The sequence below is a fragment of the Marinobacter algicola DG893 genome (assembly GCF_000170835.1).
Classification (GTDB): domain Bacteria; phylum Pseudomonadota; class Gammaproteobacteria; order Pseudomonadales; family Oleiphilaceae; genus Marinobacter; species Marinobacter algicola.
In genome coordinates this window covers 172,366-184,588 of the sequence record NZ_ABCP01000003.1, presented here as the reverse complement: position 1 = coordinate 184,588, position 12,223 = coordinate 172,366, and the positions used below count along the sequence as shown (strand labels likewise).

11 protein-coding genes are annotated in these 12,223 nt (G+C 57.3%); 1 reads left to right on the top strand and 10 read right to left on the bottom strand.

From position 1 onward, the window contains the following. Window positions 1-89: 89 nt before the first annotated feature. Window positions 90-956: a LysR family transcriptional regulator gene (locus MDG893_RS04820; protein WP_007152604.1), complete on the top strand. Its 867-nt coding sequence runs from the start codon at window positions 90-92 to the stop codon at window positions 954-956. 30 nt (window positions 957-986) lie between these two features. Here MDG893_RS04820 and MDG893_RS04815 read toward each other — a convergent pair whose 3' ends face one another. The 10 genes from MDG893_RS04815 to MDG893_RS04770 form a co-directional block, all read right to left on the bottom strand. After that, window positions 987-2,126, bottom strand: coding sequence for an MFS transporter (locus MDG893_RS04815; RefSeq protein WP_040474292.1), 1,140 nt, complete (start codon window positions 2,124-2,126; stop codon window positions 987-989). A 189-nt stretch (window positions 2,127-2,315) separates the two neighbouring features. Then, the gene (gene aroC / locus MDG893_RS04810) at window positions 2,316-3,410 is read right to left on the bottom strand and encodes a chorismate synthase (RefSeq protein WP_007152602.1); all 1,095 of its coding nucleotides are present in this window, start codon (window positions 3,408-3,410) and stop codon (window positions 2,316-2,318) included. Window positions 3,411-3,434: 24 nt separating this feature from the next. Next, window positions 3,435-4,319 carry a 50S ribosomal protein L3 N(5)-glutamine methyltransferase gene (gene prmB, locus MDG893_RS04805; protein WP_007152601.1) on the bottom strand — a complete coding sequence of 295 codons (885 nt, stop codon included), beginning with the start codon at window positions 4,317-4,319 and terminating at the stop codon, window positions 3,435-3,437. A gap of 83 nt (window positions 4,320-4,402) precedes the next feature. Continuing rightward, window positions 4,403-5,617 carry a patatin-like phospholipase family protein gene (locus MDG893_RS04800; RefSeq protein WP_007152600.1) on the bottom strand — a complete coding sequence of 405 codons (1,215 nt, stop codon included), beginning with the start codon at window positions 5,615-5,617 and terminating at the stop codon, window positions 4,403-4,405. Continuing rightward, entirely contained in the window at window positions 5,617-6,468 is an 852-nt protein-coding gene (locus tag MDG893_RS04795) for a DUF4892 domain-containing protein (RefSeq protein WP_007152599.1), read from the bottom strand. Before MDG893_RS04795 ends, MDG893_RS04800 begins: the two co-directional genes overlap by 1 nt. Before the next feature lie 40 nt (window positions 6,469-6,508). Further along, complete coding sequence (locus tag MDG893_RS04790) at window positions 6,509-7,426, bottom strand: alpha/beta hydrolase (protein WP_007152598.1); 918 nt, start codon at window positions 7,424-7,426, stop codon at window positions 6,509-6,511. 8 nt (window positions 7,427-7,434) lie between these two features. Then, window positions 7,435-7,785, bottom strand: coding sequence for a PilZ domain-containing protein (locus tag MDG893_RS04785; protein ID WP_007152597.1), 351 nt, complete (start codon window positions 7,783-7,785; stop codon window positions 7,435-7,437). A gap of 131 nt (window positions 7,786-7,916) precedes the next feature. Then, a complete protein-coding gene (gene holB, locus MDG893_RS04780; protein ID WP_007152596.1) occupies window positions 7,917-8,921 on the bottom strand; it encodes a DNA polymerase III subunit delta' in 1,005 nt (334 codons plus the stop codon). 25 nt (window positions 8,922-8,946) lie between these two features. Then, a complete protein-coding gene (locus MDG893_RS04775) occupies window positions 8,947-11,025 on the bottom strand; it encodes a transglutaminase TgpA family protein (RefSeq protein ID WP_007152595.1) in 2,079 nt (692 codons plus the stop codon). Next, a complete protein-coding gene (locus MDG893_RS04770; RefSeq protein ID WP_007152594.1) occupies window positions 11,022-12,065 on the bottom strand; it encodes a DUF58 domain-containing protein in 1,044 nt (347 codons plus the stop codon). Before MDG893_RS04770 ends, MDG893_RS04775 begins: the two co-directional genes overlap by 4 nt. Window positions 12,066-12,223: the final 158 nt, after the last annotated feature.

Sequence of the window (12,223 nt, the reverse complement as noted above, 5' to 3'; positions counted from 1 at the left end):
CCTACAGGGACGTATTCACGGGCGTTTTTTGGAAAGGTTTTCCCGGCATGCGACCTACACCAAGTGTCGCAATTAAGGAGGTAACCACAATGGACCCGAACTCCCTGAAAGCATTCCTGACAATCGTAGACCAAGAGTCGTTCTCCGAGGCGGCAGAGCTGTTGCACCTGACTCAGCCAGCAATCAGCAAACGACTGGCAGCGTTGGAGAACCAATTGGGAACGAAGCTGATCGACCGGAGTAATAGACAGGTCCGCTTAACGGACGCAGGGGCACGCCTGCTGCCCCATGCCCGGCGAATTCTGGATGAAGTGCACAATGCCCGACAGGCGCTGTCAGATCGCGAGGGATCGGTTTCAGGACAGCTATCAGTGATAGCCAGCCACCACATTGGACTGCACCACCTTCCTGCCTGGTTGCGGCGGCTGAACCGGGATTTTCCGGAGGTGTCACTGGAACTGCAGTTCATGGATTCTGAAAGCGCCTTCGGGCAGATGCGCAAACGCACGGCCGAGTTAGCGTTTGTGACGCTCAGTGAAAGCATGGATCAGGCGTTCGACGTGCACGTGCGCTGGGAAGATGCCATGGCCTTCGTGGTTTCGCCGGAGCACCCACTAGCGTCGCTGAAAAAGCCCGGGTTAGAACACCTGTCCCGCTATGATGCTCTGCTTCCAGAGGCCGGCACTGCCACCTACCGATCCATCAGCCGGCTGTTTCTTGACGCAAGCCTACCCCTGAAAATCCAGATGCCAACCAACTACCTGGAAACCATTAAAATGATGGCCAGTGTGGGGCTCGGTTGGAGCGTGCTGCCGGTAAGCATGGTCGACGACTCACTCACCGTACTTTCCGTACCCCATTCCGTAAGCCGAATCCTCGGCGGTATTGGCCTAAAAGGCCGGTCGCTGAGCCCACAGGCCCAGGCTTTACTGGATATCGCTGCAGACCTTCAGTAAAACACGCGGTAACCCTCACAGCGACACTAATCATTGCTCCGGCGGCGGCCTCAGGCCCCGCCAGGTAATGACAATAGCAATGGCCATGGCCGCTGCTCCGCCCCAGAAAGCGGCTGAAGTACTGAAACCATCCACCAGAAATCCCGACAACCAGGCACCCAGTGCGCCACCGGCACCGAAGGTCAGCCCGCTGTAGAGCGCCTGCCCCTGACCGTGATGATGCTGCCCGAAGAAACCCTGGATATACTGCACGGAAATCGCGTGCAGGGCGCCGTAAGAGGCTGCATGCAGCAACTGCGCAAAAATCAGCACCGCCACCATATCCGTCACTTCCGCAATCAACACCCAGCGAATCATCGTCAACGCCAGAGCCGCAATCGCAATCTGTCGCACGGTGAAATTACGAGTCAGCCGATGCATCACCAGGAACAAACCAATCTCCGCCAGCACTCCCAGCGACCACAACAACCCAATCGCCAACTTACCGTACCCATGCTGCTCCAGGTGAATACTGAAAAACGTGTAGTACGCCCCATGGGACACCTGCAGCAGAAAGTTCATCAGAAAGAACGTTACCACCGCCGGGTGAGTCACGATCGCCTTCAGGCTGCCCTTGGGCGCCGGTGGCTTACGCTCCCCCCGCTCCGACGGCACCAGAAACGCCGACACTGCAATCCCGGCAAACACCGGCAACAACAGCCACGGCAACAGAGTGATCGGGATGAGCTCAAGAATCCCGCCCACCAGCGCCACCGCACCAATAAACCCTACCGAGCCCCACAACCGCACCTTGCCGTATTTTTCACGCTGCGTTCCCAGTGACCGCAGGGTGATCACCTCATAAAGCGGCAAAATCGCATTCCAGAAGAACGTGAACGCCAGCATCACCAACAACAGCCCGTAAAACCCGGGCTCCATGAACACGCCGACGAAGAACAGCGACCCTGTAATGGCACCAAACCGAACCAGCCGTACCCGTTGGCCGGTCCGATCTCCAAGCCATCCCCACACACTGGGTGCCACTATCTTGGTCAATTGAATCGTCGCCATCAGCGTGGCGATCTCAAGGTAGGAGAAGCCCCTGCCTTCCAGATACAGGGACCAATACGGCAGCAAGCCGCCGAGGAGAGCGAAAAACCAGAAGTAGAGGTTGGATAGTCGCCAGTAAATACGGATCTCTCCAGAGAGTTATCACAAATGCTCAATCGCTCCGGAGAATAGGGCTATTCAAAACCGTGGAGCGCCAGGGATGGCGCGACCGAGCCCTACAGGGACGTATTCACGGGCGTGTTTTGAATAGCCCTATTCTCCGGGGCAGGCTCCGTTTGGCCAGTTCTGGCAGGTCAGTCGATGGTACTGTCAGGCCTGCCCAATATTAGGCGTAGACACAGTGACATCCCCATTCTGGCCACGATGGCGCAGATAATGATCCATCAACACAATGGCCATCATCGCCTCCGCAATCGGCGTCGCACGAATACCCACACAGGGATCATGCCGTCCCGTGGTAATCACCTCCACAGGATTGCCATGCACATCAATACTCCGCCCCGGCAACCGCAAGCTGGACGTCGGTTTCAACGCAATACTGGCAAGGATCGGCTGCCCCGACGAAATTCCGCCAAGAACACCTCCGGCATGGTTCGACAGGAACCCTTCAGGGGTTAACTCATCCCGGTGCTCTGTGCCTTTTTGGTCAACACACCCAAAGCCGGCGCCAATCTCAACACCCTTCACCGCATTGATGCTCATCAACGCGTGAGCCAGGTCCGCGTCCAGACGGTCAAAAATCGGCTCACCCAAGCCGGGAGGAACACCCTCAGCGACCACATTGATACGGGCACCGATGGAATTGCCCTCCTTGCGCAGGGCATCCATGTAGGCTTCCATTTCCGGCACCTTATCGGCATCCGGGCAGAAAAACGGATTCTGGTGAACCTGATCCCAATCGATCTTCTCAATGCGGATCGGTCCCAACTGGGAGAGATAGCCCCGAATCGTGATGCCAAGGCGCTGCTCCAGAAATTTCCGTGCAACGGCACCGGCGGCGACCCGCATCGCTGTCTCGCGTGCAGAAGACCGGCCTCCACCCCGATAATCCCGAACACCGTACTTATGCATGTAGGTATAGTCGGCATGGGCAGGACGGAACTGCTCCGCGATCTTCGAATAATCCTTTGAGCGCTGATCGGTATTCTCGATCACCAGCCCGATGGGCGTGCCCGTGGTCTTACCTTCGAACACCCCCGACAGAATCTTCACCTCATCCGCTTCCCGGCGCTGGGTGGTATGCCGCGATGTGCCGGGCTTGCGGCGGTCCAGATCCCGCTGCATATCAGCCTCGGACAGCTCAAGCCCCGGAGGGCAACCATCAATTATGCACCCGAGCGCAGCCCCGTGGCTCTCACCAAAGCTGGTCACCGTAAACAATTTTCCGAAGCTATTTCCTGACATGATTCAGCATCTTATCCAGGGTATTTAATGTAAGTCTTCAGCAGTCAACAGAAACACACCGTCGCCGCCATTCTCAAATTCCAGCCAGGTAAACGGCATATCCGGATAGGCTTCCTGTAACGCCACCCAGCTATTCCCGACCTCAACAATCAAGAGGCCACCAGGGTTCAGGTAATCGGCTGCCCTCGCGAGTATCCGATGGGCGATGTCCAGCCCATCTCTCCCGGCTGCAAGGCCAAGTTCCGGTTCGTGGCCATACTCCGCCGGCATATCCGCAATATCGTCAGCGTCCACATAGGGAGGGTTGCTGAGGATGACATCGTATCGCCCTTCAAGCCCATCGAACACATCGGCGCGCACAGTGCTTACCCGGTCACCGACCTCGTGGTAGTCGATGTTGACCGCCGCCACGTCGAGGGCGTCGGTAGAGATATCCGCAAGGTCCACCTCGGCATCCTCGAATACACTCGCAGCTGCAATGCCAATACAGCCACTGCCAGTGCACAAGTCCAGGATCCTGCCGACGGGTTTGTTACCCAGCCAGGGCTGCAACCCGCCTTGAATCAGCTCTCCCAACGGTGAGCGAGGTACCAGCACGCGTTCATCCACATGAAATGGCAGCCCCATGAACCAAGCCTCGCCCAACAGATAAGCCAGGGGAACCCTGTCGTCAATCCGGCGCTGCATGCGCTCAAGGATCAGCGCACGTTCTTCCCGTGTCAGCCGCGCATCCAGGAACAAAGTATTGTTTTCCAGAGGCAAATGGAGGCTGCGCATAACCAGTTGAACAGACTCATCCCACACGTTGTCCGTGCCATGGCCAAAATACAACGGCGAGTCGGCAAAACGGGATGACACGTATCGTAGGTAATCCCTAACGGTATGCAGGTCTTCAATCGGGCTGCTCAAAACGCTCTTCCTGTCCGGAAATGATCAAAGCGCAGGATTATACGCTCTTTCCACCACCGGCTGCAGCCTCCCTGCTTCAGCGTTCATATCGCCAGTGGGCCGGAACTGTTCTGATTCTCTTCGTATCGGTCCAGCGCGGCGGCCATGCGCTCCCGTCCTAGCTGAATCAGCTCAGGCGCCTTGTGGTAGTCATAGCTGCGACTGGCATTCTTGGGAATGTTTACCAGTAAATCGGGTGGATACCCGGCGATTTTGTATTGTACCAAGGCGCTTTGCATGGTCTCGATGGTCAGGTTCATGACATCGAACTTACCGATACCCAGCTTATCCCAGTCAATCGTCTCGTGATCGTCCTGGTGTTTCTTCGGTTCCGATTTTATCGCAGGCGTCTTTTTGTTGTTCTCGTTCTTCGCCACCGCCTTGCTGATTTTCTCTTCCGGTGAGCTCGACGAGCCACCCTCCTTTTTAGGACTGAAGGTCTTCAGGGCGTCCCAATCAAACCAACGGGAGGCCTTGTCACGGATTTTCTCGACCCATTCCTCGGTATCACCGTCATCCTCGGGATTTTCGAATGCAGCATCCGGCAATCTGCGCCCGCGGTCGTCTTCTCCGCTGAGGTTCACGGCCACAATCATATCGGCATGGGAGGAAATGGTCGGAATGATGGGCAGTGGGTTGAGCAAGGCTCCATCCACCAACACGCGTCCATTCAACACCAAAGGCGTCACCACACTGGGTATGGCAACCGATGCCCGGATGGCCTGATCCAACGGCCCTTCCTGAAACCATATTTCCTTGTGGGCAAGGAGATCCGTCGCCACAGCGGTGTAGGCAATTGGAAGGTCTTCAATTCGGGTATCTCCAATCATTTCCCGCACCACGGAAAATATTTTTTCTCCACGAATGGCGCCGACGGAGCTAAAAGTCACATCCAGCAGTTTCAGCACATCGAACTGCCCCAAACCGGTTACCCAGTCCTTGTAATCCTTCATTTTACCAGCTGCAAACACACCCCCAATCAAAGCCCCCATGGAACAGCCGGAGATAGCGACAATGTCGTAGCCCCTTTCAACCAATATCTCAATCGCGCCTATATGGGCGTAGCCCCTGGCCCCGCCGCTACCAAGCGTCAGCGCAACGGTTTTGCCCTTACCAGGGGCAGACGGCCCGAGATCGCCTTTCTCGGAGGTCGACTGAGCAGCGGATATGCCGGTGCTCGTGACAATCTGGGAGATGTCGTCTGCTGGCTTCTGCTCTTCATCCTGAAGCTCGGTCTCGGATGGCCCGTTCATCCCCATCACCTCGTAATTACCATCACTTCAACCCGGTCACCTTGACGGTCGGGATTTGGTATCACAACCGTGGGGCCAACCGTGATTATCATCTGACGGCTTTCTGAAACGCCACTTTTGGCCAATACCTGGGACAGTGACTGTGCTGCCGCTTCCGCCCGCTCCATAGACGCTTCCAGGGTTTCATTTTCCTTTAGCTGGGAATAGGCCGTCAGTATTACCCGGGCATCGGCCTCGCCGGCCCAGTCATTGATGATGCGGCGATCGGCCCCACTCCACTCAAAGCGGTAGGTGATGCCACCCTGCCAGGGCACAATCACCGGCCCCTTGATTCTCGCGCTCTCGTTGCCCATTCCGGGAATCTCGGTTCCCTGAGGGGCCACCAGATGTTCAACCCAGACAAACTGGCGCTGATTGGCGCGGGTAACCGTATACACCAGCGTCAGCCATGGCTGGCCGTTCTCATCGATCGAACCGGCAACAAGATAGTCCTGATTGTTGTCCCGCCCATAGAGGCTGGATTGATCGAAAATCTGGTTGGCCCATACGTTACTGCGCCCGCAATTCCTTCCGGAACACTCAAACAGTATCTGGGCGCCACGGGTCTGCAGTTCCCTTAGATAGTGATCGCGAGCCTCTTCACGGTTGGCGCCGCCCTGAACTTCGTATAACTGCCCGACGCCCTTGACCGGGAGCCGGGCCATGGACGCGGAGCGAATCTCGTTGTTCACCTCACGGACCGGACTGAACAAAACCAGGTGCCCCGGCGACTTAATGCTGATTTCCTGCTCAAGGCGCGCTTCCGGAAACGGTTCCGGCGGCGGCATCTGAGCCAACGCCATGGTCGAAAAACCCATGAAAATGGCGACACTCCAACCTACTAATTGCGACAAGCGCTTATTCTGCATCGTCTAAAAAGCCTCTGACTGCATCAATGACGGGTTCAACATCCCCGTCCAGGTGGCAATGGTGGCCTCCGGGCACGGCCACCACATCCAGGTTCGCGACGGCATACAAACGTGAATCGAGTTCCGGGCGACTGGCCAGGAGCCCCTGCGTCGCACGCAGGAACCGCGTTGGCGTGACAACCTTTTTCAGACAAGCGGTGACCTGAGCCTCATCCATCATCATCATCGATGGGTGACGTAAACGTGGATCGGTTTGCCACACGAACCCCTCTCCGGAGGGTTTCATGCTACGCGCAACCAACATCCGAGCAGCCTCAGGCGACAAGGGAATCATACCGCCCTCCCGAGCCTTGGCTGCCGCACCAATATCAGGGTATACGACCGCCTTCCCGGAACCCGTCATTCGTTTGATGATCGACTTGCGCATCTGCCCGATCACCTCATCCGGTTTACGGCTGATCGGCCCTATGCTGTCGATCATGACCAACCGGCGTACACGCTCCGGAAATGCCGCCGCGTATAGCACGCTGACGATACCTCCAAGTGAATGGCCCACCAGATCAACCTGCCCTTCCGGTGAGTCTTTGAAATGGGTCTCAATCAGTTCCGCGAGGTCCGCCACGTAATCCATCAACTGGTAACCCTGACCTTCAGGTCGGTGTCCGGAGCGCCCATGTCCTGCCATATCGAGAGAGTAGACATCGCGTTTGCCCGCTAACGCCGGGGCCAACCTGGCAAATGACAAAGCATTGTCCAGCCAGCCGTGGAGCATCAGCACCGGCCAGGTTTCAGAGGCTGCGTCAGCGGGCCAGTGCAAGCCAGCAAGTTCAATGTGCTTAAGGGACCAGTTGATGTCCCGACACGTCATTGTTGTATCAGGTGGGGTTTCCAGAACGGTGTCATTCATTGAAGCGCTTACATTGTATGGGTGGGTCGATCCGAGCTCAATGAACCCGCCAGGTAGGACTCGATTTTGGTACGCGCGGTTTCGTCTTCACCATCGAACTGCACGCCAATGCCCGCTGCACGGTTGCCCTGAGCACCCTTCGGAGTAATCCAGATCACCTTGCCCGCCACGGGGATCTTTTCCGGCTCATCCATCAGGTTGAGCAACAGGAACACTTCATCGCCCAATTGATACTGCTTTTGCGTGGGAATAAACAACCCGCCCTGCCGGATATAAGGCATGTAGGCCGCGTAGAGTACCGCCTTATCCTTGATGGTCAGCGTGAGAATGCCACTGCGTGCGCCAAAACCAGGCCCCATAGTAAACACCTTTCTCTGTGTTGATAGCTCTGTATAGATAGCAATCGGAGTCAATAAACTCCTGATATTCCGCAATCATAGCAGTAGTTGTTCATCACTGCCCTATCCTGCCGCGCCATTGACCACTCTGTTTATCCCGTAGCTGGTCTGCGGCGCGGCATGAGTTTCTGCCATGCGATCAGCAACCGGCCCGCTTCCAACTCAGGGTTCACGTTGTAAACGCCAGCCGACCTGGACTCGTGTATCGCATCCAGGAGCTCATGAGCACGCCAGGAAGGATTGTTTCTGGCAAGGAACGTTAACATGTCCGCCGCTTCCGCATCCCTTGGCTCACCGCCGACACTGATGCGGGCAAGGTCACCAGCCCAGCCCTCAAATAGCCATAGAGCGCTTTCAAGCCCCATCGCCTTGAATGGCTTCGCAGCCTCGGAAAGAGTGAGCTGCCCCTTCATGAAATGGCGGAAGTTGTCCAACGCCTCATCCCGCAGGCTGATAAACTCTCCGGTAGCGTATTCCAGGGCCAGCCGCGGCGCATTGGCTGCCAGTGCCAGCGCCTTGGCACACTGCTCCGGTGTTGGCCTGTTGTCGCCATCCATCGCTCTGACCGCCGTCGCCAGCCAGCCAGCAGCCTGATCTCCATCCGGTGTGGCGATCAGCAAACTCTGGCAGCGGGAACGAATCGTCGGCAATACCGGCCTGCCACTCTCCTGCAGCAGCAGAAGCACAACGTCTTCAGCAGGTTCTTCAAGGGTTTTTAGCAGAGCGTTGGCGGAATTGATGTTCAACTGGTCCGCCCGATCAATAATGGCCACCTTGCGGGAAGCCACCTGGGGAGAGCCGACCGCGAACGCGGACAGCGAACGAATCTGATCAATCTTGATCATCCGTGATTTTTCGGGTGCGTAAGTTCGGATATCCGGATGGGTGCCCGCGGCGACCAATTCGCACTGCTTACAGATGCCGCAAGGGGAACCTGCATCCATGTCCGCCTTCTCACAGACCAGCAAACCGGCGAGCGCATTGGCAAACAAACGCTTTCCCACGCCGTTCTCGCCCGTCACCATCAGGGCATGGGGCATCCGGTTACCGGCGATGCGTTGGAGCAGTCGGCCCCAGGCGTCTTCAAGCCATGCCATGGTTGCTATGGATGCGTTCACGTATTCACCCCTTTGATGAACTGGTTGACGGCCGATCCGCCTGTCGTTTCATCGTGGCCAGCAATCGCTTCATTTTCGCCAACTCGCCATGATGACCGGTTTCGGAATCCCGGCCATAGTAATGTTTGTTGATCAATCGGGCAAAAGCCGTTGCCGTGCCCGCCGCTGCGGGTTTTGCCTGGGCAAGCCTGAAAGCCAGTTGGGCGGGCGTTTCGCCGTGACGCACCGGCACCCCCGCGCGGTCACACAATCGATACCAGCGGTTGACGAGACGACCAATCGGGTGCCGGCTTTCCACGCGGCGGTACTGCCAGGCGGTAACCAAACCCGCCAGCAACAACGCCGCACCGACAATACCCGCGGTGATATAGCCAAGCTCCCGCATTCCTATCCCCCCGGGCAAACGCGACATCAGGTTCATCTGGGACTGCCCCTGATATCCGACAACCCAGCGCTGCCAGTGGTAATTGATCTTATCGAGCTGAAGGGAAGCCCACTGTAGCACCGCCAAATCGCCGTAGCGCTGCGGCGATGCCCAATCGTTCTCAAGGAACGAGCCTTCCTCAGCCACTGCCTCCCGAAGACCAAATTCAATACGCTCGGGAGCAATGGCCGCTGTCGGGTCCACCCTCACCCAACCCTGGCCAGGGAACCACGCTTCCACCCAGGCATGGGCATCGTACTGCCGCACGATCAGGTACTCGTTATCGGCACCTGGAGATCCACCCTGGTATCCAACGACTACGCGGGCCGGTATACCCGCCGCTCGCAACACAAACGTCATGGCCCCGGCATAGTGGGCGCAGAAGCCCCGTTTTTCATCGAACAACAGACTATCGATGCCATCCACCGGCATGGCGGGTGGGCGTAGGGTGTAAAAATAGGCTTGCTCCCGGAAGCGGGTCAGTAGCCGCTGAACCACTGCCTGCGGATTATCGTGCTCGCCAGCCAGTTGCTGCCCGAACGCCCGTGCCCTCGGGTTTCCACTCTGCGGTAACTGTAGATAGCGCTGGAGGTTGTCGGGCTCGGCACTGGCGCCCTCCGTTGGTGGTTTCCTCACCAACTCCATGCGGTATCGGATCGAGCTGTCAGCCGGCCGGTCAAACCGGAACAGATCCTCGTTCGTCTGTCTTACATTGTTGGACACCGCTCTGGAGTCCGCCAGAGCGAAAGCCCAGGTCTGGTCCGTGGGCTCCAACAACACGTCATACTGATCGGGCCCGAGCGGCCCCACACCGCCGTCCACGTCAACACGGCCAAGCCGACGAAAGGGCTTTCCAAAGCCCTGTTGCCAAGTGTCTCCGTCAAGGCGATCTAGAATAAGCCCGCGCCAGTAGCGGTCCCGGTAAGCCGGTAACTCGCCACCAAACGTGACGCGAAAGGCTCGCTCACTGCTCTGGGCGAGGCTGGAAATATCGCCGGGCGTCATGGTATCGCTGATACCGGTTCGCGCTTCGCCGGAGACCAGCGGCACACTCCAGAGAGGCGACATGCGTGGGAAGAACACGAACAGGAGCACCACTATCGGTAACGTCTTCACCAGCATCAGCCCCAGACGCCGCCACCCTTTCTTCATGGCGCCGGGAATGTCGGGCGCATTCACCACCTGCAGCCCGATCAACAATAAGGCAACGCCCGCAATGTTAATAACACTCCAGTGAATCTCCTGATGAAACAGAAAGTTGACCGTCGCCAGGTACACCAGTATGAAAAACAGCACATAAAAATCCCGGGTGGACCGGGTTTCAAGCCACTTAAGTCCCACCGCCAACACAAAAAACGACGCGGCGGTATCAACCGTAAAACGCCCCTGCACCGTCGCAATATACACAGCCACCAGTATCAGCATGATCCCGGTACGCATCCACCTTCCCGGTAACCTGACCCGCCCGGATTGCGCCAACCAGCGCCAGCCAGCAAGTACAGCGCAACTGGCCACCAGCCAGATCGGCAATCGGTCCCACTGGGGAATCAGTAACAACACAAACCCTGCAATCAGCCATATCAACGCGCGGCCGGATACCAATTCCACCGTCTGCAACGAGCTTGAATTAAGGGAGTCACTCAGAAACCTGCGAATCATACCCGACCCTCCCCAACCACAGACGGCTTAGGGGACCGATGCCCAACCTCATCGGAACGGGTACCGTGGGGCAGAGGTGCGCCCTCCCTTGGTTGCTCGAGACCAAAGATGGCCAGCGCCTTGAGGCACCGATTGGCGTGAGCGGCGCCTGTGTCCGGTTCAATCACTTGCCCCGGCAGGTTGAGCCCGAAACGGCTGTTGTTGCGGGCCCGTTCCATCACCTGATGGGCCAGGTAGCCCAGGCGCAGCTCACGGCCCACGCCTCTGAAGGCTTCATAGTCCAGCCAGTGGGGGCTGCCCTGTTCACCTTCCCAATCGGTAATCACCATTTCACCGGTACGGGCGTATCGTTTCCACTGAACCCTCTGGCTCAGATCCCCCTCCCGCCAGGGCCGAATGTCGGCATGGTCATTGCCATCCGTGGAGCGGGCCTTCGATTGTTCCTCTCCGTCCTGAACGGTGCTCGTTACCTCCGGGGACGCCAACGGGTTTGGGTACACAATGCCGGACCTGACCGGGCGCAACCACGACCAGGCCTTGAAAAGACCAAAGGGAAAACGGGTTTCCACACGAATACGGTCTGGCTGCAGGTAGCCCCGTTGATAAGACGGTATGGCCAGGGTCATGTCATGCTGCTGTCCGGCTGGCACGTGTTGGTGTTCGAGTTGACTGTCATCGCAGAACAGGGATATCGCCAACGCGTCATGGCGGGGCGACACAGCCCGCAACCGAAAGGGTATCGTATCGCCGGCAAAACCATCTCCGGCCTGGATCAGTGTCAGTTCCAGGCCCGATAGGTTGCGGTGGGTCTGATGCATGGCCGCAACCACCACCGCACCCAACAGGAAAGTCAGCAGGTATATCAGACTGTTCTGGTAGTTGATGCCAGTAATCAACATGATCAGCAGCAATCCGGTAAACACCACCCCGGCACCCGTAGGCAGGATAAAAATACTGCGCTGACCGAATACTCGCTGATCGGCTCGCGGAATCCGCTGATTGACCCAGCGCTGCCATCGCGAACGAAATGCCTTCAACATAAGAGTCCTGTTATAAACACTGGATGGTTACGCCTGTTATATAAACACGTTTTCCGGGTTTAACAGAAGAATACTGAAAATAGTCCGATTCTGATCACAAACGCCACAAAATCGCCTTGAAATCGAATTCTTTGAGAAGAATACTGCTACTAAGGAGC